The sequence below is a fragment of the Pseudonocardia halophobica genome, from assembly GCF_027922425.1.
Classification (GTDB): Bacteria; Actinomycetota; Actinomycetes; order Mycobacteriales; family Pseudonocardiaceae; genus Pseudonocardia; species Pseudonocardia halophobica.
This window is the reverse complement of sequence record NZ_BSFQ01000029.1, coordinates 36007-56447: the sequence shown is the minus strand read 5'-3', so window position 1 is coordinate 56447 and position 20441 is coordinate 36007. Positions and strand designations below refer to the sequence as shown.

Below are 20441 nucleotides of genomic sequence, written 5' to 3'. Positions count from 1 at the left end.
CCGCGCGCAACGCGCGGCCCCGGGCGGCCTCAGGCCCGCTGCGGCAGCCCCGCCCGCGCGACGCCGGCGGCGAGCTCCCGGGCGAGGTCGCGGACCGCGTCGGGCCCGCCCTTCTCCGCGGCGGAGACGAAGGCCGAGCCGACGATGACGCCGTCGGCGAAGCCCGCGATCTCGGCGGCCTGGTCGGCGTTGCGCACCCCGAGCCCGACGCCGATCGGCAGCGAGGTGTGCGGCCGGGTCCGGCCGACGATCTCGCCGGCGGCCGAGTTCACCGAGTCCCGCGCGCCCGTCACGCCCATGATCGAGGTCGCGTACACGAAGCCGCTGGAGGCGGCGGTGGTCGAGGCGATCCGCTCGTCCGTCGACGACGGCGACACCAGGAAGGTCCGGGACAGCCCGTACTTGTCCGAGGCGGCGAACCACTCGTCGGCCTCGTCCGGGATCAGGTCCGGCGTGATCAGGCCGAGCCCGCCGGCGGCGGCGAGGTCCGCGGCGAAGCGGTCCACCCCGTAGCGCAGCACCGGGTTGAAGTAGGTCATCACGACGCAGTTGCCCCCCGCCGCCGTGACGCGCTCGACCGTGCTGAACACGTCCCGCAGCCGGAACCCGTTGCGCAGCGCGGTGTCCGCGGCGGCCTGGATCGTGGGCCCGTCCATCACCGGGTCCGAGTACGGCACGCCGACCTCGAGCAGGTCGCAGCCGCCCTCGCTCATCGCGGCGAGCAGCTCCACCCCCTCGTCGACCGTCGGGTACCCCGCCGGCAGGTAGCCGACCAGGGCGCCGCGGCCCTCGGCGCGGCACTTCGCGAACACGTCGGCGACAGATCGGCCGCTCACGCCTGGATCCCCTCGGTCTCGCTGCCGGCGTCCGCGAAGGAGCCGGTCGGCTGCTCGGTACGGCCCTCGGCGATGGCCGTGCCGTCGGCCGCCTCGGCGCTCTCGTCCTGCCCGATCATCCCGAACCACTTCGCGGCGGTGTCGACGTCCTTGTCGCCGCGGCCGGAGAGGTTCACCAGGATCACCGCGTCGGGCCCCAGCTCCTGGCCCAGCCGCAGCGCGCCGGCCACGGCGTGCGCCGACTCGATGGCCGGGATGATCCCCTCGGTGCGGCAGAGCAGCGCGAACGCGTCCATCGCCTCCGCGTCGGTCACCGGCTGGTACTCGGCGCGGCCGAGGTCCTTGAGCAGCGCGTGCTCCGGCCCGACGCCCGGGTAGTCCAGCCCCGCCGAGATCGAGTACGACTCCGCGGTCTGCCCGTCCTCGTCCTGCAGCAGGTACGAGAAGGCGCCGTGCAGCGCGCCCGGCGACCCCTCGGACAGGGTCGCCCCGTGCCGGCCGGTCTCGACGCCGTCGCCACCGGGCTCGAACCCGACGAGCCGGACGCCCGGGTCGTCGATGAAGGCGTGGAAGATCCCGATCGCGTTGGACCCGCCGCCCACGCACGCGGCGACGGCGGTGGGCAGCCGGCCGGTCCGCTCGAGCACCTGGGCCCGGGCCTCGAGCCCGATCACCCGGTGGAAGTCCCGCACCATCTGCGGGAACGGGTGCGGGCCGGCGACCGTGCCGAGCAGGTAGTGCGTCGAGTCGACGTTGGTGACCCAGTCCCGCAGCGCCTCGTTGATCGCGTCCTTCAGCGTGCGCGAGCCGGTCTTCACCGGGATCACGGTGGCGCCGAGCAGCCGCATCCGGGCCACGTTGAGCGCCTGCCGGCGGGTGTCGACCTCGCCCATGTAGACCACGCACTCGAGGTCCAGCAGTGCGCACGCGGTCGCCGTGGCGACCCCGTGCTGGCCCGCCCCGGTCTCGGCGATCACCCGCTCCTTGCCCATCCGCTTGGTGAGCAGCGCCTGGCCGAGCACGTTGTTGATCTTGTGGGAGCCGGTGTGGTTCAGGTCCTCGCGCTTGAGCAGGATCCGGGCGCCGCCGGCGTGCCGCGAGAGCTTCGGCACGTCCGTCAGCGGGGACGGCCGCCCGGTGTAGTCACGGTGCAGCCGGTCCAGCTCGGTGAGGAACTCGGGATCGTGCCGGGCCTTCTCGTAGGCCGTCTCCAGCTCGTCGAGCGCCGCGACCAGGGCCTCGGGGACCCATCGCCCCCCGTAGCGGCCGAAGTGGCCGCGCCCGTCGGGCTCGTGGCCCGACGGCGTCTCGATGCCCTGACTGGCGGTGACCCGGCTGCTCGCCCGGACGCTCGTGGAGGAACTCACCGCACCATTCTGGAGCACGACGGGTGGAAGCCCGCAGCCACCAGCGCCCGGACGGCCGCGCCCGGATCCCCGCTGGTCACGAGGCCCTCGCCGACGAGCACCGCGTCGGCGCCCCAGCCCGCGTAGGTGAGCAGGTCACCCGGACCGCGCACGCCCGACTCGGCCACGCGCAGCACGTCGTTGGGGAGCCCGGGGGCCAGCCGCCCGAAGATGCCCAGGTCGACCTCGAGGGTCTTGAGGTCCCGCGCGTTGACGCCGATGACCTTCGCCCCGGCCTCGAGCGCCCGGTCGGCCTCCTCCTCGGTGTGCACCTCGACCAGCGCGGTCATCCCGAGGGACTCCACGCGGTCCAGCAGCGACTCCAGGACCGGCTGCTCCAGGGCCGCCACGATCAGCAGCACCAGGTCCGCGCCGTAGGCCCGCGCCTCGTGCACCTGGTACGGCGTGACGACGAAGTCCTTGCGCAGCACGCAGACGTCGACGGCGGCGCGCACGGCGGCCAGGTCGTCGAGGCTGCCGCCGAACCGGCGCTGCTCGGTGAGCACGCTGATCACCCGCGCGCCGTTCTCGGCGTACGCCTTGGCCAGGACGGCCGGGTCCGGGATCGTCGCGAGCGCGCCCTTCGACGGGCTGCGCCGCTTGACCTCGGCGATGACCCCGACACCGGGCTCGTTCAACGCGGCCATGACGTCCTTCGGCGGCGCCGCCGCGGCGGCCCGCCGTTTGATCTCCGCGAAGTCCACCGCGGCCTCCCGGGCCGCGAGGTCCTCCCGGACACCCTCCACGATGGAGTCCAGGACGCTGGGCCGGACTCCCGCACTCACCTCACCGTGCTCGCCCACGGGGCGCACTCCCCTTCCGGGTTCGGGCCTACCAGGCGTTCCGACCATGCTATTCCGTGCCGTGCGGGCGGCCGGGCCGGGGGCCGCCGTCCGGCCCACGGTCCCGCGCGAACGCACCCTCCGTGGTCGGGTCGACACCGGAGTCGAGCTCGTCCCAGGCCGCCCGCTCGGGGTCGGCCGGGCGGCGCGGCGCGCCCGGGGCGTCGTACCGCGCACCCATCCGTGGCAGCCGCCGGTCGGCCACCACCAGCAGCACACCCCCGGCCACGACCAGCAGCCCGCCGAGCACCCCGAGCAGCGGGGCGGCCGTGGTGGACACCGAGGCGCCGGGTGCCGTGGTCGCCCCCGCGGCCGCGCTGCCCACCAGCGCGGGCAGCTCCGACGCGGTCGGCGGGCGCAACCAGCCCGACACCGCGGCGTAGGCGCCGTAGCCGCCGGCCAGCGCCACGATCACACCGAGGACCCGCCGCACGGCGCCCGACACCGCGATCGCCGCGGCCACCGCCGCGACCGCGAGCGCGGCCAGCCCGAGCAGCGCCGGTGCGATCTGTGCGCCGGTGGCCGCGACCGGCACCGCCCCGGTCGCCCCGTGCCCGGCCACCTCGACCTGCGTGGACGCCCAGTCCAGCCGGGTCGTCCCCCACAGCCCGAGCGCACCGAGGAGCAGCAGCGCGGCCGTCAGGAGGAACAGCCGGCCGCTGCGGGCGGGGGCGGGCGTGTCAGGCATGCCCGCCCGGGCGGCCCAGGGTGGCCGCGGTCGCGACCGCGGACAGCACCGCCCGGGCCTTGTTGAGGCATTCGGTGTCCTCGGCCTGCGGGTCCGAGTCGGCGACGATCCCGCCGCCCGCCTGCACGTACGCCCGGCCGTCCCGGATCAGGGCGGTCCGGATGGCGATGGCGGTGTCGGCGTTGCCGGCGAAGTCGAGGTACCCGACGATCCCGCCGTAGAGGCCGCGGCGGGTGGGTTCGAGCTCGTCGATCACCTGCATCGCGCGGACCTTCGGCGCGCCGGACAGGGTGCCCGCGGGGAAGCAGGAGAGCACGGCGTCGACCGCGTTCTTGTCCTCCCGCAGGGTCCCGGTGACCGTGGAGACCAGGTGCATGACGTGGCTGTAGCGCTCCACGGAGAAGAAGTTGCGCACCTTCACCGTGCCCGGCTCGCAGACCCGGCCCAGGTCGTTGCGGCCCAGGTCGACGAGCATGACGTGCTCGGAGCGCTCCTTCTCGTCGTGCCGGAGGTCCTTCTCCAGCAGCTCGTCCTCCTCGTCGGTGGCGCCGCGCCAACGCGTCCCGGCGATGGGGTGCGTGGTGGCCTGCCGGTCGGCCACCGTGACCAGCGCCTCCGGGCTGGACCCGACGATCGTGAACGGGCTGCCGCCCGACTCGTCCTCGATGTTCAGCAGGTACATGTACGGGCTGGGGTTGGTGGTGCGCAGCACCCGGTACACGTCGAGCGGGTCTGCCCCGCAGTCCATCTCGAAGCGCTGCGAGACGACGATCTGGAAGCACTCCCCCGCACGGATCTGCTCCTTCGCCACCTCGACGGCGGCGAAGTGCTCGGCCTGGGTGCGCTTGCGCTCGAAGTCCGGGGACACCGCGCTGAACACCGCGACGGTCGACGCAGCGGGCGCGGCCAGCTCGGCGGTCATCCGGTCCAGCCGGGCCACGGCGTCGTCGTAGGCCTCGTCGACGCGCTCGTCCGAGTCGTCCCAGTTGATCGCGTTGGCGATCAGCGTGATCGTGCCCTCGTGGTGGTCGACGGCGGCGAGGTCCGTGGCCAGCAGCAGGACCAGCTCGGGGATGCGCAGGTCGTCGACCGGCGGGTTCTCCTCGCTGCCGATCCGCTCGATCCGGCGGACGATGTCGTAGCCCATGTACCCGACGAGCCCGCCGGTCAGCGGCGGCATGCCCGGCAGCGGCTCGCTCTGCAGCTCCTCGACGACGCCGCGGACCGCCTCCAGCACGTCGCCCTCGGTGGGCAGGTGGTCGGGGACCTCGCCGGTCCAGCGGATCCGCCCGTCGACCGTGGTCAGCGAGGCGGCGGAGCGCGCACCGACGAACGACCAGCGCGACCAGGAGCGCCCGTTCTCGGCGGACTCGAAGAGGAAGGTGCCGGGACGGGCGCGGCCGTCCGGGGCGGCGAGCTTGCGGTAGACGCCGACCGGCGACTCGTCGTCGGCCAGCAACCGGCGGGTCACCGGGATCACCCGGTGGTTCTCGGCCAGCGCGCGGAACTCCTCGCGGGTGGGGCTGACCGCTCCCAGCGCGGCGGGAGGTGCGGTGGGGCTCGTGGTGGCTGCGGTCACGGGGCTCATTCTCCCGTGCCGGGTGGGTGGGGTGACGGCGGGGAGGGTGAAGATGGCCCCGTGACCACCCGCGAACCGCGCCGCCGCGGCCGCCGCACCTCCGGCGAGGACACGCGCGCCGCCCTGCTCACGGCCGCGCGCGTCGAGTTCGCCGAACGGGGCTACGACGGCGCCACCGTCCGCCGGATCGCCGAGCGGGCCGGCGTCGACGCTGCCATGGTCAACCACTGGTTCGGGGGCAAGGCCCAGCTGTTCACGGCGTCGCTCGACGTGCCGGTCGACCCGTCCGCGATCGTCGCGACCGTCGAGCCCGGCGACCCCGAGCAGCTCGGCGAGCGGATCGTCGCGATGTTCCTGCGGGTGTGGGACGAGGCGTCGGGCGGCGCTCTCGTCACGCTGATCCGCAGCGTGGCCGGGCATCCCGCGGCGGCGCGGATGATGCGCGAGTTCATCGTCCGGGTGGTCATCGGGCCGCTCGTCGGGCGGGTGGCGCCGGACCGGGCCGAGGAGCGGGCGGCGCTGGTCGCGTCGCAGGTCATCGGGCTGGGGATGATCCGGTACGTCGTGCAGCTCGAGCCGCTGGCCTCCGCGTCGCACGCGACCCTGGTCGCACAGGTCGGCCCCACGGTGCAGCGGTACCTCACCGGGCCACTGCCCGACGGGTCGGCGGTGGACGGGTCGGTGGGCCGGTCGTAGCCCGAGCCTGATCGTCGCGCGGGGTCCGCGAGCGGCGCGGCTCGGGCGGGGTGCTGGATCTCGCGGGGACGCGAACCAGCGGCCGGTGGCCCACGGACGCCACGATCGGGTGGCCGGGTCCGCGGCGGGGCCGCATGATGGATCTCGTGGTCGATCTGCAGGTTCCCGGGCTGGGGGACGTGTCCGCCGCCCTCGCGGACCGGGTCGCGGGCCTGCGGGCGCGGCTCGGCGCGGACGTCTTCCAGAAGGTCGCCGGCGACGAGGGGCCGAACCGTCGCGCACGGATCCACTCGGCGCCCGGCCCGCGCTGGTTCGCCGAGGACCGCCCGATCCGGCGGGTGCACGGCGACGCGTCGATGTTCGTCGGCGGGCTGCGGGCGCTGCTGCTGCAGTCGTTGCACCCGTTGGCGATGGCCGGGGTCGCTGGGCACTCGGGCTACCGCGGCGACCCGTGGGGGCGCCTCGCCCGCACCAGCTACTTCCTCGCCGCCACGACCTTCGGGCCCGACGACGAGGCCCGCGCCACGATCGAGCGGATCAAGGCCGTGCACGGCCGGGTCCGCGGGGTCGCGCCCGACGGCCGGCCCTACTCCGCCGGGGACCCGCACCTGCTGGAGTGGGTGCACATCGCCGAGATCGACAGCTTCCTGCGCGCCCACCAGCGGTACGGGTCGCGGCCGCTGGACCGGGAGGGCCGGGACGGCTACGTCGCCGACACCGCCCGCGTCGCCCGGGAGCTCGGCGTCGTCGACCCGCCGGAGAGCGAGGCGGAGCTCGCGGCGCGCCTCCGGACGTTCCGCCCGGAGTTGCGCGGTACCCCCGAGGCGCGGTCCGCGGCCCGGTTCCTGCTGTTCAGGCCGCCGCTCGCGCTGCCCGCCCGGGCGCCGTACGCGCTGCTCGCGGCCGCGGCCGTCGCGTTGCTGCCCCGGTGGGCGCGCGGCCCGCTGCGGCTGCCCTACCTGCCCGTCGCCGAGGCGACGGTCGTCCGCCTGGCCGGCGAGGGCGTCACGCGGGGCATCCGCTGGGTGATGTCCGGCTGAGCTGTGAGTGGCGATAGTCGCCATAGCGACCATCGCCACTCACAGAGTCAGAGCAGGCGGTCGGCGTCGAAGCAGGTGTGGTCGCCGGTGTGGCAGGCCGCGCCCTCCTGGTCGACGACGACGAGCAGGGTGTCGCCGTCGCAGTCCAGCCGGACCTCGTGGACCTGCTGGACGTGTCCGGAGGTCTCACCCTTCACCCAGTAGTCCTGCCGCGAGCGCGACCAGTACGTGCCGCGGCGCGTGGTGAGGGTGCGGTGCAACGCCTCGTCGTCCATCCACGCGACCATCAGGACCTCGTTGGTGCCGCGCTGCTGCACGACCGCGCACACCAGCCCGTCCGCGTCGCGCTTGAGCCGCTTCGCGATCGCGGGGTCCAGCTCGGAGGTCTCGACCCTCATCGGATCTCCACGTGGTCGGCGCGCAGCACGTCCTTGACCTCGCCGATCCGCAGCTGCCCGAAGTGGAACACGCTCGCGGCGAGCACCGCGTCGGCGCCCGCGCGGACCGCCGGCGGGAAGTGCTCCAGCGCGCCCGCGCCGCCCGAGGCGATCACCGGCACGTCGACCACGCGGCGCACCTTCTCGATCAGCTCGAGGTCGAAGCCGGCGCGGGTGCCGTCGGCGTCCATCGAGTTGAGCAGGATCTCGCCGACGCCGAGCTCCTGGCCGCGCGCGGCCCACTCGACGGCATCGATCCCGGTGCCCGTGCGCCCGCCGTGCGTGGTGACCTCGAAGGTCGACGGCGTGGGCGGCCCGTCGACCACGCGGCGCGCGTCGACCGACAGCACGATGCACTGCGAGCCGAACCGCCGCGCCATCTCGCCCAGCAGCTCCGGCCGCGCGATCGCGGCGGTGTTCACGCTCACCTTGTCCGCGCCGGCGCGGAGCATGCGGTCGACGTCGTCGGGCGTGCGGATGCCGCCCCCGACGGTGAGCGGGATGAAGACCTGCTCGGCGGTGCGCCGGACGACGTCGACCATCGTCGCCCGCTCCCCGGACGACGCCGTGACGTCGAGGAACGTGAGCTCGTCGGCGCCCTCGGCGTCGTAGACCGCGGCCATCTCGACCGGGTCGCCGGCGTCGCGCAGCTCCTTGAAGTTGACGCCCTTCACCACCCGCCCGGCGTCGACGTCCAGGCAGGGGATGACGCGGACCGCGACGCCCACTAGCGAACCGCCGCGAGGGCCTCGGGCAGCGTGAACCGCCCGGCGTACAGGGCCTTGCCCACGATCGAACCCTCGATCACCCCGGTCTCCGCCAGCGCGACGAGGTCCTTGATCTCCGAGATCCCGCCGGACGCGACCACCGGCGCCGGGGTCTTCGCCGCGACCTGCTTGAGCAGCTCGATGTTCGGCCCCTGCAGCGTCCCGTCCTTGGACACGTCCGTGACGATGTACCGCGACACGCCGTCGCGGTCCATGCGGGCCAGGGTCTCCCAGAGGTCGCCGCCGTCCTGCGTCCAACCGCGGGCCGCGAGGCGATGCTGCCCGCCGGAGATCTTCACGTCCAGCCCGACGGCGATCTTCTCGCCGTGCTCCGCGCAGACCTTCGCGCACCACTCCGGGTTCTCCAGCGCAGCCGTCCCGAGGTTGACCCGGGCGCAGCCGGTGGACAGGGCGCGGGCCAGCGACTCGTCGTCCCGGATCCCGCCGGACAGCTCCACCTTGACGTCCAGCTCACCGACGACGGCGGCCAGCAGCTCCGCGTTCGAGCCCTTGCCGAAGGCCGCGTCGAGGTCGACGAGATGGATCCACTCGGCGCCGTCCTCCTGCCACTTCAACGCCGCCTCACGCGGCGCGCCGTAGGAGGTCTCGGTGCCGGCCTCGCCCTGGACCAGGCGCACGGCCTGCCCGTCGGCGACGTCCACAGCGGGAAGAAGCGTGAAACTCACCGCACGAGCCTACCCACCGGGCTCCGTGTCCTCGGCGCCGCGCTGCCGTGCACCACCCGTGATCACCGTTGACGGACGCAGAGAGTCGGGAACCGACCGTGCCTGCCCGGGAGCGATCAGGCGGGGTCGGCGCCGCCCGAGGGCTCCGGCCCGTCCGGGACCTGCTCGGCGGCGAGGGACCGGCGGCCGCGCACCGCGGCGTACCCGAGCCCCACCAGCAGCCCGACGACGATCAGCAGCACCCAGCCCCACCACGCCAGCCCGCCCAGCGCGGCCGCGATCACGCCGGCCAGCGCGGCGCCGACGACCGTGCCCAGCGAGCTCGCGGTCGACGTGCGCCGGCGGGTGGTGGTCCGGCGGCGGGAGCGCCCCGTGGTCGTGCGCCCCGTGGTCGTGCGCCGCGGGGACGTGCGCTTCCGGCTCGCCGTCCTCCGCCGCGGGGGGGCCACGGGGGTCAGCCGACCACGTCGCGCAGCCAGTTCGCGAGCACCTGCGCGCCCGCGTCGCCGGACTTCTCCGGGTGGAACTGGGTGGCGGCGAGCGGCCCGTTCTCGACGGCGGCGACGAAGTCCTCGCCGTGGTTCGCCCAGGTGACCAGCGGCGGCCGGATCGCGTGCGACTCCTCCAGCTCCCACCGGCGGGCGGCGAAGGAGTGCACGAAGTAGAAGCGGGTGTCGGCGTCGAGCCCGCTGAACAGGGTGGACCCCGCGGGGGCGCGCACCGTGTTCCAGCCCATGTGCGGCAGCACGTCCGCCTTCAGCCGCTCGACGGTGCCCGGCCACTGCCCGCACCCGTCGGCCTCCACGCCGAACTCGACGCCGCGGTCGAACATCACCTGCATGCCGACGCAGATCCCGAGCACCGGGCGCCCGCCGGCCAGGCGGCGGCCGATGATCTGCGGGCCGCGCACCGCGTGGAGGCCCTCCATGCAGTGCGCGAAGGCACCGACGCCGGGGACGACCAGCCCGTCGGCCTCGCAGGCGGCGTCGAAGTCGGAGGTGACGGTGACGTCCGCCCCCACCCGCCGCAGCGCGCGCTCGGCCGACCGCAGGTTCCCCGATCCGTAGTCCAGCACGACGATCCGCGACACGCCCCCAAGTGTACGGACCGCCGCGGCGCCGCCCGGCCGGGTCAGCAGGCGTCGACGGGCGCGGGCCGGTGGGTCCGCAGGGTGGCCTGTTCGAGGAAGGTGCGGGCGGCCGCGGTGACGGCGCCGGTGCGGCTGACGTAGGCGATGTCCAGGTGCGCGGGCGGCTCCAGCTCGACGACGCGGGCGCCGGCCCGCTCCGCCAGCTCACGCCAGGAGTCGGGAAGCACGGCCATCCCGACCCCGGCGAGCACCAGCGGCAGGATCGCCTCCCGGTGCTCGCACTCCGCCGCGATCACGGCCCCGTGCCGCTCGAGGCCGTCGACCACGGACCGCATGGTGGTGGCGGGCGGCCCGCCGATCAGGCGGCGGCCCTCGAGCTGGTCGGGCCGCACGGGCCCGGCGAGGCCCGACTCCGGGGCCGTGACCAGGACGAACCGCTGACGCGCGACCGGATGCAGGTCCAGCCCGGTCGCGTGGATGGGCCGCGCGCTGGCGAGCAGGCCGAGCTCGGTGGCACCCGACCGGACGGCGGTGATCACCTCGTCGGCGGTGAACGCGGCCCGCACCACCACTCGCACCTGCGGGTAGGCCGCGCAGAACCGGGCGATGGTCCCGGCGAGCGGCGACACCGCCTCCGAGGGCGTCGCGACGATCTCCACGCGCCCGGCGCGCAGCCCCTCGACCGCCTCGACCGCCGCGCGGGCCACCTCCAGCCCGTGCCCGACCTCCCGGGCCGGCCCGACGAGCGCGCGGCCGGCCTCCGTGAGCACGACGTCCGCCCCGACGTGGTGGAAGAGCGCGGTGCGCAGCTCGCGCTCCAGCGCCGCGACCGCCTGGGTCAGCGTGGGTTGCCCGACGGACAGCGCCTCGGCCGCGCGGTGGAACCCACCGTGGTCGACCACGGCCAGGAAGTAACGGAGGTGCCGGGCGTCCATCGCCCCCATCCTGGTCGGTCGGTGGCCGAGTTCCTAGAGGGTGCCCTTGGTCGAGGCGATGCCGGTGATCCGCTCGTCGGGCTCGGTGGCGGCCCGCAGCGCGCGGGCGATGGCCTTGAACTCGGCCTCGGTGATGTGGTGCGGGTCCCGCCCGTCGAGCACCCGGACGTGCAGCGCGAGGTGGCCGTGGAAGGCCAGCGACTCGAACACGTGCCGGTTCAGCACCGTCGGGTAGTGCCCGCCCACCACGAAGCCCTGCATGACCTCGGGCTCGCCGGAGTGCACCGTGTACGGCCGCCCGGAGACGTCGACGACGGCGTGCGCGAGCGCTTCGTCCATCGGGATCCAGGCGTCGCCGAAGCGGCGGATGCCCTTCTTGTCCCCCAGCGCCTGGCGCAGCGCCTGGCCGAGCACGATCGCGGTGTCCTCGACGGTGTGGTGGGCGTCGAGGTGCACGTCGCCCTCGGCCTGCACGGTGAGGTCGAACGCGCCGTGCTTGCCCAGCGCGTCGAGCATGTGGTCGAAGAACGGCACACCGGTGGAGATGTTCGTCTGCCCGGTGCCGTCCAGGTCGATCTCGACCAGGACCTTCGACTCCTTGGTGACCCGCTCGACGCGGCCGATCCGGCTCATGCGATCTCCTCCACCACGTCCCCGGCCGCGGCCAGGAACGCGTCGTTCTCCTCGGGGGTGCCGATCGTGACCCGCAGCCGCTCCGGGATCCCGACGTCCCGGATCAGCACGCCGCGGCCGAGGAACGCCCGCCACGCCCGGGGGGCGTCGGCGAACCGGCCGAACAGCACGAAGTTGGCGTCGCTGGGGACGCAGTCGTAGCCCAGGGCCCGCAGCTCCGGCACGATCCGGTCCCGCTCGGCGGCCAGCAGCGCGACCGAGCCGAGCGTGGCGTCGGCGTGGCGCAACGCCGCCCGCGCGGCGGCCTGGGTGAGCACGGACAGGTGGTAGGGCAGCCGGACGAGCTGCAGCGCGTCGACGACGGCGGGCACGGCGGCCAGGTAGCCCAGCCGGCCGCCGGCGAACGCGAAGGCCTTGCTCATCGTCCGCGAGACGACCAGCTTGTGCCCGTGCGTGGCCAGCAGGGTGGTCGCGCTGGGGTGCGCGGAGAACTCGGCGTACGCCTCGTCGACCACGACGATCCCCGGCGCGGCGTCGATCAGCAGCGCGAGGTCCGCGGGGTCGAGCGACTGGCCGGTGGGGTTGTTCGGGCTGGTCAGGAACGTGACGTCCGGCGCCTTCTCCTTGAGCAGGAGCTGCGCCGCGTCGACGTCGACCGAGAAGTCCGCGGTGCGCGGGATCTCGACCCACTCGGTCTGCGTGCCCGAGCTGATGATCGGGTGCATCGAGTAGCTGGGCACGAACCCGAGCGCGGTCCGGCCCGGTCCACCGAAGGCCTGCAGCACCTGCTGGAGGATCTCGTTGGACCCGTTGGCGGCCCAGAGGTTCGCGACGCCGAGCCGCACCCCGGTCTGCCGGGTCAGGTACGCCGCGAGGTCCTCGCGCAGCGCGACCGCGTCCCGGTCCGGGTAGCGGTGCAGGTTCCGCGCTGCCTCCTCGCAGGCGGCCGTGACGTCCGCGACCAGCTCGGGCGGCGGCGGGTACGGGTTCTCGTTGGTGTTGAGCCGGACGGCCACGTCGAGCTGCGGGGCGCCGTAGGGCGACTTGCCGCGCAACGACTCCCGCAGGGGGAGGTCCTCCAGCCGGACTCCGGCGCCGGGGGTGGTCACCGCGGGAACCTCGCGGTGACGGCCTGGCCGTGGGCGGGCAGGTCCTCGGCGGTGGCGAGCGTGACGACCCGGTCCGCCACCTCGCGCAGCGCCTCCTCGGTGTACTCGACCACGTGCACGCCCCGGAGGAACGTGCCGGTCGAGAGCCCGCCGGAGTGCCGCGCGCAGCCGCCGGTGGGCAGCACGTGGTTCGAGCCGGCGCAGTAGTCGCCGAGCGAGACCGGGGCGTAGGGGCCGATGAAGATCGCGCCGGCGTTGCGCACCCGTGCGCCCACCTCGCGGGCGTCGGCGGTCTGGATCTCGAGGTGCTCGGCGGCGTAGGCGTCGACGACCGCGATGCCGTCGGCGACGTCCCGCACGAGGATCGTGCCCGACTGCGGGCCGGACAGCGCGGTGCGGATGCGCTCGGTGTGCTTGGTGGCCGCGACCTGGCGCTCCAGCTCGGCGTCCACCGCGTCGGCGAGCGAGTCCGAGTCCGTGACCAGCACCGACGCCGCGTTCGGGTCGTGCTCGGCCTGCGAGATCAGGTCCGCGGCGACGTGCACGGGGTCCGCCCCGCCGTCCGCCAGGACCGCGATCTCGGTGGTGCCGGCCTCGGCGTCGATCCCGACCAGCCCGCGGAGCATCCGCTTGGCGGCGGTCAGGTAGATGTTGCCCGGGCCGGTGACCATGTCGACCGGCTCGAGGTCGGCGCCGTCCGTGTCGGTGCCGCCGTGGGCCAGCAGCGCGACGCACTGTGCGCCGCCGACCGCCCACACCTCGTCGACGCCGAGCAGTGCGGCCGCGGCCAGGATCGTGGGATGCGGGAGGCCGCCGTTCTCCGCCTGCGGCGGCGAGGCCACCACCAGCGACTCCACGCCCGCGGCCTGCGCCGGGACCACGTTCATGATCACCGACGACGGGTAGACCGCGAGCCCGCCCGGCGCGTACAGCCCGACCCGGCGGACCGGGACGAACCGCTCGGTGACGGTGCCGCCCGGCACGACCCGGGTGACGACGTCGGACCGGCGCTGCTCCTCGTGGACCTTCCGGGCGCGCTCGATCGAGGTCTCCAGCGCCTCGCGCACCGCGGGGTCGAGGTTCGCCAGGGCCTTCTCCAGCTCGGCGACGGGAACCCGGACCGAGGCCGGGCGGACCTTGTCGAACCGCTCGGTGGCCTCCAGCACGGCCTCGACGCCCCGCTCCCGCACCGACTCGACGATGGGCCGGACCGCCTCGAGCGCCGCGTCGACGTCGATCTCCGCGCGCGGCAGCATCCCGCGCAGCACGGCAGGTCGCGGCAGCGGTTCGGCGCGCAGGTCGAGGCGGCGCAGGAGTGGGCGGACCATGCGTCCAGGGTACGTCCCGCCCACCCTCCCCCTGTGAGTGGCAATCACTGCTATGGCGACTATCGCCACTCACAGCAGAATCACCGGTGTGGCGCTCCCCTCGATCTCGGCTGACCGGCGACGCGCGCGGCTCGTCGCGCGGCACCGGCTGGCCCCCGCGACCCGCACCGACGACGTCCCGCGGATCGTCGACGACCTGGTCGGCCTGCACTCCACCGACCCCGTCACCGTGTACCTCTCGGCCGCGACGCGGATGGCGCACCCGGACCTCGGCACGGTGGAGCGTGCGCTCTACGAGGACCGCAGCCTGCTCCGGCACCACGCCATGCGCCGGACGCTGTGGGTCTTCGGCCCGCACCACGCCCGGCTGGCCCACCATGCCGCGACGGTCGACGTCGCCGCCGTGCAGCGCCGCAACCTGCACAGGCAGCTGACCGCCGGCGGGTACGCCGACCCCGACGCCACCATCGCCGACGCCCGGGGCCGGATCCGGGAGCTGCTGCTCGCCGAGGGCCCGTTGCCCGCCCGCGAGATCGGGCTGCGGCTCCCGGAGCTCACCACGCCGGTCCCCATCGAGGCGACCACACAGTCGTTGCACTCGCGGGTCCTGCTGGTCATGGGGTTCGACGGCGAGGTCCTGCGCGCCCGGCCCACCGGCACGTGGATCAACGGCCAGTACCGCTGGGCCGCCGCCGACGCCTGGGTGCCCGGCGGGCTCGGCGAGCCGTTGCCCAAGCGCGAGGCCGCGGCCGGGCTCGCCCGCGCGTACCTCCGCGCCTTCGGCCCGGCGACCCGCGACGACCTCAGGTGGTGGGCCGGCTGGACCGTCGCGACCACCAAGGCCGCGCTCACTGACGTCGGCGCGGTCGAGACCGACGCGGGCCTCGTGCTGCCCGACGACGTGGATGCGGTCGAGCCGCAGCCCTCCGTCGCCCTCCTCCCGGGCCTCGACCCCACGACCATGGGCTGGAAGCAGCGCGACCACTACCTGGACCCCGCGCTCACGCCGCACCTGTTCGACCGCAACGGCAACGGCGGCCCCACGGTCTGGGTCGACGGCGCGATCGTCGGCGGGTGGGTGCAGCGCAAGGACGGGACGATCGCGCTGAAGCTGCTCGCCGACGTCGGGGCCGAGGCCCGCGCGCAGGTCGACGCCGCCGCGCACGCCCTGGAGGCCCTGCTCGGCGAGGTCCGGTTCACCGTCCGCTTCCCCGCCCCGATGGCGGCCGAGCTGCTGGCCTAGATTCCGCCAGGTGAGCGACTGGTTCCTGGCCGGTGAGGACGAGGCCGACGCGGTGGCCTCGGTGGCGTCCGGCGAGCACTCCTTCGACGACTGGCCCCATCTGTCGATCCCCCTGCGGCGCAGCGAACTCGCCGCCCTGTACGCGGCGCTCACCGAGGTCGGGCCGGCCGACCCCCGCAGTCCCGCCGGCCTGCTCGCCGTCGAGGTCGACGCCGGCATGATCGTGACCCGGGTGCCCGCGGCCGCGATCGAGGCCCTGGCCGAGATGACCCCGCGCACGGCGCCGCCGGTGATGGCCGCCTGGTCGGAGGCCATCGCGCACGACGAGCCCGACGCGCTCGGCGAGATCCTCTCCGACCTTGCGGCCTTCGCCCGGGACGCCGCGGAGTCCGGCCGTCCCGTCCTCGAGCTCGCCCCGTACTAGGAGGCCGCTCCGGCGACCTCGTACACCACCTCGGCGAGGACCTCGTCCGCGACGGGCATCGCGGCGACCTCGGCCGCGAGCCGCTGCGCCGCCCGCCGGAAGGAGGGCTCGCCGAGCAGGCGTCCCAGCGCCGTGGCGACCGCGTCGGGCGTGACCTCCCCGGGTTCCAGGGCGAGGCCCGCGCCGGTCGGCACCAGCGCCGCGGTGTTCGACGGCTGGTCGGTGCCCTGGGGCAGGCACAGCTGCGGCAGGCCGTGGCAGACCGCGCCGATCATCGTGCCGGCACCGGCGTGGGACACCACCGCGCGGCAGCGCGGGAGCACCTGGGCCTGCGGGAGGTACCGCGCCGCGAGGACCCCGGGCGGCTGCGGTCCGAGGCCGGCGGGGTCGACGTCCGGCCCGGTCGTCACCACGACGTTCACGCCCCGGCGCACGCACCCCTCCAGCACCGCGCGGAAGATCTCCGGAGCGCGGTTCGTGACCGTCCCGAGGGTCACGTAGACGGTGTCCTCGTGGGGCAGGGCGTCGAGCGCGGCGGCGAGGTCGGGATCGGGCTCGCCGACCTCACCGGCGGTGGGCCGCACCGGACGCAGGTCCGTCCACGGGTGCGGTTCCGGGCCGCGCAGGCCCGGCGGGCACGGGTCCAGGTAGGGCGCGGCGAACACGGCCGTGATCGGGTCGGGCAGCCCCGCGGCGCCGATCGTCTCCCCGATCACGTGGCCGAAGCGCGCGGTGTCGGGCACCGTCGGCCCGTACCCGTGGGTGACGTGCGGGACCCCGTGCGCCACCGCGGCGGTCGCCGATCCCAGCTCCAGGGTGTCGTGCACGACCAGGTCCGGCCGCCAGTCGTCGAGCAGCGCCGCGACGTCCCGGGCGCGCTCGACCGCGCCCGCGCCGAAGAAGTGCCGCGCGGCGACGAGGGGCCGCTCGTCCGGGGGCAGCCCGCCGGACGTCACGCCGTTCAGCCGGGCGAACGACGCGGCCAGCGTGGCCCCCGAGCGGTGCACGCGGACGCCGAGCCGCGCGGCCGTGGGCGCGAGATCGGCGCCCGTCGACACCACGACCTCCGCCCCGGCGCGCTGCGCGGCCCGGATCAGGGGCACCATCGGCAGCAGGTGACCGAACCCCGGCCACGAGGCGACGAGGATCCGCACGGCGACCACCTCCACCCTCGAGGAGCGGCGGGAGCGGCCGGCGGATACCCGCTACAGGTCCAGGCCCAGGTCCAGCGCCGTCACCGAGTGCGTCAGGGCGCCGACCGAGATGAAGTCGACCCCGGTCTCGGCGTACTCGCGGGCGTCGGCGAGCACGAGGCCGCCGGAGGACTCGAGCAGGGTCGGGGCGGTGCCGCGGCGGCGCACCGCCTCCGCGGTCTGGTGCGGGCTGAAGTTGTCCAGCAGGACCAGCTCCGCCCCCAGCTCCAGCACCTCGTCGAACTGCGCGAGCGAGTCCACCTCGACCTCGCACGGCAGCTCCGGGGCCCGCTCCCGCGCGGCCCGCAGCGCCGCGGACACCGAGCCCGCCGCCGCCACGTGGTTGTCCTTGATCAGGATCGCGTCGCCGAGCCCGAGCCGGTGGTTCACGCCGCCGCCGCAGCGCACGGCGTACTTCTCCAGCAGCCGAAGGCCCGGGAGCGTCTTGCGGGTGTCCCGGATCCGCGCCCGGGTGCCCGCGACGGCGTCGACCCACTGCGCCGTCGCCGTCGCCACCCCGGACAGGTGGCAGAGCAGGTTGAGGGCGGTGCGCTCGGCGGTGAGCAGCGCCCGGACCGGCGCCCGGACGACGAGCGCGGGCTCGCCCGGCGTCAGCCGTGACCCGTCCGGCAGCTCGGCGAGCAGCTCCCACTCCGGCACGACCAGGTCCAGCACGGCCTTCGCGACCGGGACGCCGGCCAGCACCCCGGCCCTGCGGGGCGTGAACGACCCGACGGCCACGGCGTCGGCCGGCACGGTGGCGGCCGTGGTGGCGTCGGGGCCGTAGCGCAGGTCCTCGTCGAGCGCGGTGCGCACCACGCGGGCCAGGTCGTCGGGGTCCGGCACCCCGATCTCGGTGGCGCCGCCGACGCCCGCGGCGATGCCGGCGCTCACGCCGCACCCGCCAGGGCGTCCGTGCCGACGACCGGGCGGCCGCCGTCGTCGAGGGTCACGAGCAGGGACTCCTTCTGCCAGACGTCGTCGCGGTCGGGGAAGTCCGTACGGACGTGGCAGCCGCGGCTCTCCCGGCGGGTGCCGGCGGCCGCGAGCACGGCCTGCGCGAGCAGGGTCAGCGCCGCGTCCTCCACGCCGGTGCGGTCGAGCGGGGTGGCCAGCAGCGTGGCCTGCTCGACGACGTCCGACGCCGTGGCCAGGCCCGTCGCGTCCCGGCCGATCGCGGCGTAGGCGCTCATTGCCCGCTGGACCACGCCCCGGTCGGCCACGCCCACCGCGGGCGCCGGCGCGACGAGCTCGGACGAGGTGGTGCGCGGGTGCGCCAGGTCCTCGACCACGGCCCGGACCGTGCGCTCGCCCACCACGAGCCCCTCGAGCAGGGAGTTCGACGCCAGCCGGTTCGCCCCGTGCAGACCGGTGCGCGCCACCTCGCCGGCGGCGTACAGCCCCGGGACCGCGGTGCGGCCGTCGATGTCGGCGACCACGCCGCCGCACGCGTAGTGCGCCGCCGGGGTGACGGGGATCGGCTCACGGGTGGGGTCGATGCCGGCCTCGCGGCAGGACGCGTACACCGTGGGGAACCGGGCCGCGAAGCCCTCCAGCCCGGTGGCGTCGAGGTACATGCAGTCCGCGCCGGTCTCGGCCATCCGGCGGGTGATCGCGGCGGCCACGACGTCCCGCGGGGCGAGGTCGGCGAGCGGGTGCCGGCCGACCATGAACCGGGTGCCGGCGCGGTCCCGCAGGACCGCGCCCTCGCCGCGGACCGCCTCGGTGACCAGCGGCCGGCGGCCGACCGCGGGCCCGGTGTAGAGCACGGTCGGGTGGAACTGCACGAACTCCAGGTCGGCCGCGGCGGCCCCGGCGCGCAGGGCCAGCGCCACGCCGTCGCCCGTCGACGTCCCGGGGTTGGTCGTGCTCGCGTAGAGCTGCCCGTACCCGCCGGTGGCCAGGAGCACGGCCGGGGCGCGCAGGACGCCGGGGCGGCCGGCGTCGTCGAGCACGGCGAGCCCGGCCACGCGGCCGGACGCGTCCTTGAGGGCGTCGACCGCGACGTGCCCGGTGAGGACCGTGAGCGACCGGGCGGCCTCGACCAGGGCGCGCTCGATCTCCGCGCCGGTCGCGTCGCCGCCCGCGTGCACCACGCGGAAGGCGGAGTGCCCGCCCTCGCGGGTCCGGTCGAGCCGGGCGCCGCGCGCGTCGAACAGCGCCCCGCGCTCGCGCAGCCGGCCGACCGCGGCGGGCCCGCCCGCGACGATCGCGGCGACCGCCTCGGCGTCGTTGAGCCCGCCGCCCGCGGCGAGGGTGTCCGCGGCGTGCGCCTCGACCGTGTCGCCCGGCACGTCGCCGAGCACGACGGCCACGCCGCCCTGGGCCCAGCGGGTGCTGCCGGCGTCGGTCGCGTCCTTGGTCACCACGACCACGCGCAGCCCGGCCTCGGCGGCGTCGAGCGCGGCGGTCAGCCCCGCGACGCCCGACCCGACGACGACCAGGTCGGCGCCCGCCTCCCAGGTCACTCGCCACCCCCGGGCCGGCCGATCGCGATCATCCGCTCGACGGCGGCGCGCCCGCGCGCGGCGAGCTCGGGGTCGACGTGCACCTCGTCCGTGCCCTCGCGGACACTGCGCAGCAGCGCCATGGGCGTGATCATCTTCATGTAGGTGCAGCTCGCGCGCTCGTTCACCGCGCGGAAGTCGATCTCCGGGGCGGCCCGGCGGAGCTGGTGCAGCATGCCGACCTCGGTCGCCACCAGGACCGACTTCGCGTGCGACGCGCGGGCGGCGTCGACCATCCCGCCGGTCGAGAGGATCTTGACCCGGTCCGCCGGCACGGTGCCCGACCCGGCGAGGTAGAGCGCCGACGTGGCGCAGCCGCACTCCGGGTGCACGAAGAGCTCGGCGTCGGGGTGGGCCTCCGCCTGTGCGGTCAGCTCGGCGCCGTTGATGCCGGCGTGGACGTGGCACTCCCCCGCCCAGACGTGCATGTTCTTCCGGTCCAGGGTGCGCCGGACGTGCGCGCCCAGGAACTGGTCCGGCAGGAACAGCACCTCGCGGTCCTCGGGGATCGACGCGACGACGTCGACCGCGTTCGACGAGGTGCAGCAGATGTCGGTCTCCGCCTTCACCGCGGCGGTCGTGTTCACGTAGCTGACCACGACGGCGCCGGGGTGCTCGGCCTTCCACGACCGGAGCTCGTCGACGGTGATCGAGTCGGCGAGCGAGCAGCCGGCCCGCGCGTCGGGGATCAGCACGGTCTTCTCCGGCGAGAGGATCTTCGCCGTCTCGGCCATGAAGTGGACGCCGCAGAACACGATGGTCTCCGCGTCGACCTCGGCCGCGATCCGGGACAGCGCCAGGGAGTCGCCCACGTGGTCCGCCACGTCCTGGATCGCCGGCAGCTGGTAGTTGTGCGCCAGCAGCACGGCGTTCCGGCGCCGCGCGAGCTCGCGCACCTCGTCGGCCCAGCCGGGGTACGGGACGCCGGTCCCCGCCTGCACGTCAGCCGTCACGGTCATCGCTCGTCCTCCTCGGATGTTTTCGCCTGTTGGTCGAAAACAC

The 20441-nt window shown here is 75.2% G+C and carries 22 protein-coding genes; 4 read left to right on the top strand and 18 right to left on the bottom strand.

The genetic code is table 11. From position 1 onward, the window contains the following. Positions 1-29: 29 nt before the first annotated feature. The 5 genes from trpA to PKE99_RS26635 form a co-directional block, all read right to left on the bottom strand. Positions 30-836 (bottom strand): tryptophan synthase subunit alpha, encoded by an 807-nt coding sequence (trpA, locus tag PKE99_RS26655; protein ID WP_037041378.1) that lies wholly within the window; start codon positions 834-836, stop codon positions 30-32. Further along, complete coding sequence (trpB, locus tag PKE99_RS26650) at positions 833-2149, bottom strand: tryptophan synthase subunit beta (protein WP_231498069.1); 1317 nt, start codon at positions 2147-2149, stop codon at positions 833-835. The genes trpA and trpB overlap by 4 nt, the downstream gene beginning before the upstream one ends. A gap of 50 nt (positions 2150-2199) precedes the next feature. Next, positions 2200-3027, bottom strand: coding sequence for an indole-3-glycerol phosphate synthase TrpC (trpC, locus tag PKE99_RS26645; protein ID WP_037041802.1), 828 nt, complete (start codon positions 3025-3027; stop codon positions 2200-2202). Positions 3028-3094: 67 nt separating this feature from the next. Continuing rightward, positions 3095-3772 (bottom strand): Trp biosynthesis-associated membrane protein, encoded by a 678-nt coding sequence (locus PKE99_RS26640; protein WP_051736862.1) that lies wholly within the window; start codon positions 3770-3772, stop codon positions 3095-3097. Beyond that, positions 3765-5351, bottom strand: coding sequence for an anthranilate synthase component I (locus PKE99_RS26635; protein WP_231498054.1), 1587 nt, complete (start codon positions 5349-5351; stop codon positions 3765-3767). Before PKE99_RS26635 ends, PKE99_RS26640 begins: the two co-directional genes overlap by 8 nt. A 60-nt stretch (positions 5352-5411) precedes the next feature. Here PKE99_RS26635 and PKE99_RS26630 point away from each other — a divergent pair, with 60 nt between their 5' ends. Together PKE99_RS26630 and PKE99_RS26625 are read left to right on the top strand one after the other, a co-directional pair. After that, positions 5412-6047, top strand: a complete 636-nt coding sequence (locus PKE99_RS26630) for a TetR/AcrR family transcriptional regulator (protein ID WP_037041375.1) — start codon at positions 5412-5414, stop codon at positions 6045-6047. A gap of 146 nt (positions 6048-6193) precedes the next feature. Then, positions 6194-7087 (top strand): oxygenase MpaB family protein, encoded by an 894-nt coding sequence (locus PKE99_RS26625; protein ID WP_231498053.1) that lies wholly within the window; start codon positions 6194-6196, stop codon positions 7085-7087. Between the two features lie 47 nt (positions 7088-7134). Here PKE99_RS26625 and hisI read toward each other — a convergent pair whose 3' ends face one another. The 9 genes from hisI to hisD all read right to left on the bottom strand — a co-directional run bounded on the left by hisI (position 7135) and on the right by hisD (position 14072). Then, the gene (gene hisI, locus PKE99_RS26620; protein ID WP_037041374.1) at positions 7135-7485 is read right to left on the bottom strand and encodes a phosphoribosyl-AMP cyclohydrolase; all 351 of its coding nucleotides are present in this window, start codon (positions 7483-7485) and stop codon (positions 7135-7137) included. After that, complete coding sequence (gene hisF, locus PKE99_RS26615; RefSeq protein ID WP_037041373.1) at positions 7482-8252, bottom strand: imidazole glycerol phosphate synthase subunit HisF; 771 nt, start codon at positions 8250-8252, stop codon at positions 7482-7484. The genes hisI and hisF overlap by 4 nt, the downstream gene beginning before the upstream one ends. Beyond that, positions 8252-8977 carry a bifunctional 1-(5-phosphoribosyl)-5-((5-phosphoribosylamino)methylideneamino)imidazole-4-carboxamide isomerase/phosphoribosylanthranilate isomerase PriA gene (gene priA, locus PKE99_RS26610; protein ID WP_037041371.1) on the bottom strand — a complete coding sequence of 242 codons (726 nt, stop codon included), beginning with the start codon at positions 8975-8977 and terminating at the stop codon, positions 8252-8254. Before priA ends, hisF begins: the two co-directional genes overlap by 1 nt. A gap of 116 nt (positions 8978-9093) precedes the next feature. After that, positions 9094-9426 (bottom strand): hypothetical protein, encoded by a 333-nt coding sequence (locus tag PKE99_RS26605; RefSeq protein ID WP_037041369.1) that lies wholly within the window; start codon positions 9424-9426, stop codon positions 9094-9096. 5 nt (positions 9427-9431) lie between these two features. After that, positions 9432-10067 (bottom strand): imidazole glycerol phosphate synthase subunit HisH, encoded by a 636-nt coding sequence (hisH, locus tag PKE99_RS26600; protein WP_037041367.1) that lies wholly within the window; start codon positions 10065-10067, stop codon positions 9432-9434. A 41-nt stretch (positions 10068-10108) separates the two neighbouring features. Beyond that, positions 10109-11002 (bottom strand): LysR family transcriptional regulator, encoded by an 894-nt coding sequence (locus tag PKE99_RS26595; RefSeq protein WP_037041365.1) that lies wholly within the window; start codon positions 11000-11002, stop codon positions 10109-10111. Positions 11003-11035: 33 nt separating this feature from the next. Then, the gene (gene hisB / locus PKE99_RS26590; RefSeq protein ID WP_037041363.1) at positions 11036-11635 is read right to left on the bottom strand and encodes an imidazoleglycerol-phosphate dehydratase HisB; all 600 of its coding nucleotides are present in this window, start codon (positions 11633-11635) and stop codon (positions 11036-11038) included. Beyond that, complete coding sequence (locus PKE99_RS26585; protein ID WP_037041361.1) at positions 11632-12744, bottom strand: histidinol-phosphate transaminase; 1113 nt, start codon at positions 12742-12744, stop codon at positions 11632-11634. Before PKE99_RS26585 ends, hisB begins: the two co-directional genes overlap by 4 nt. Then, the gene (hisD, locus tag PKE99_RS26580) at positions 12741-14072 is read right to left on the bottom strand and encodes a histidinol dehydrogenase (RefSeq protein ID WP_037041360.1); all 1332 of its coding nucleotides are present in this window, start codon (positions 14070-14072) and stop codon (positions 12741-12743) included. The genes PKE99_RS26585 and hisD overlap by 4 nt, the downstream gene beginning before the upstream one ends. 88 nt (positions 14073-14160) lie before the next feature. On the opposite strand from hisD, the gene PKE99_RS26575 reads away from it, so the two are divergent. Together PKE99_RS26575 and PKE99_RS26570 are read left to right on the top strand one after the other, a co-directional pair. Continuing rightward, the gene (locus PKE99_RS26575; RefSeq protein WP_037041357.1) at positions 14161-15315 is read left to right on the top strand and encodes a winged helix DNA-binding domain-containing protein; all 1155 of its coding nucleotides are present in this window, start codon (positions 14161-14163) and stop codon (positions 15313-15315) included. Between the two features lie 10 nt (positions 15316-15325). Further along, on the top strand, positions 15326-15739 hold the full coding sequence (locus PKE99_RS26570) for a hypothetical protein (protein WP_037041356.1): 414 nt from the start codon (positions 15326-15328) through the stop codon (positions 15737-15739). Here PKE99_RS26570 and PKE99_RS26565 read toward each other — a convergent pair. Genes PKE99_RS26565 through nadA form a run of 4 tightly spaced genes read right to left on the bottom strand, consistent with a single transcriptional unit; the run spans position 15736 to position 20398 of the window. Further along, on the bottom strand, positions 15736-16893 hold the full coding sequence (locus PKE99_RS26565) for a glycosyltransferase (RefSeq protein WP_156067201.1): 1158 nt from the start codon (positions 16891-16893) through the stop codon (positions 15736-15738). The two genes, PKE99_RS26570 and PKE99_RS26565, sit on opposite strands and share 4 nt — an antisense overlap. 51 nt (positions 16894-16944) lie before the next feature. After that, positions 16945-17826: a carboxylating nicotinate-nucleotide diphosphorylase gene (gene nadC, locus PKE99_RS26560; protein ID WP_081923805.1), complete on the bottom strand. Its 882-nt coding sequence runs from the start codon at positions 17824-17826 to the stop codon at positions 16945-16947. After that, complete coding sequence (locus tag PKE99_RS26555) at positions 17823-19400, bottom strand: L-aspartate oxidase (RefSeq protein WP_037041352.1); 1578 nt, start codon at positions 19398-19400, stop codon at positions 17823-17825. Before PKE99_RS26555 ends, nadC begins: the two co-directional genes overlap by 4 nt. Further along, positions 19397-20398 carry a quinolinate synthase NadA gene (gene nadA, locus PKE99_RS26550; protein ID WP_037041350.1) on the bottom strand — a complete coding sequence of 334 codons (1002 nt, stop codon included), beginning with the start codon at positions 20396-20398 and terminating at the stop codon, positions 19397-19399. The genes PKE99_RS26555 and nadA overlap by 4 nt, the downstream gene beginning before the upstream one ends. Positions 20399-20441 lie beyond the last annotated feature (43 nt).

What these genes read in the sequence shown, in the direction of transcription:
- PKE99_RS26640 (WP_051736862.1), bottom strand. Translation starts at nt 3,772, where the DNA reads ATGCCTGACACGCCCGCCCCCGCCCGCAGCGGCCGGCTGTTCCTCCTG.
- hisB (WP_037041363.1), bottom strand. Translation starts at nt 11,635, where the DNA reads ATGAGCCGGATCGGCCGCGTCGAGCGGGTCACCAAGGAGTCGAAGGTC.
- hisD (WP_037041360.1), bottom strand. Translation starts at nt 14,072, where the DNA reads ATGGTCCGCCCACTCCTGCGCCGCCTCGACCTGCGCGCCGAACCGCTG.
- nadA (WP_037041350.1), bottom strand. Translation starts at nt 20,398, where the DNA reads ATGACCGTGACGGCTGACGTGCAGGCGGGGACCGGCGTCCCGTACCCC.
- PKE99_RS26595 (WP_037041365.1), bottom strand. Translation starts at nt 11,002, where the DNA reads ATGGACGCCCGGCACCTCCGTTACTTCCTGGCCGTGGTCGACCACGGT.
- hisI (WP_037041374.1), bottom strand. Translation starts at nt 7,485, where the DNA reads ATGAGGGTCGAGACCTCCGAGCTGGACCCCGCGATCGCGAAGCGGCTC.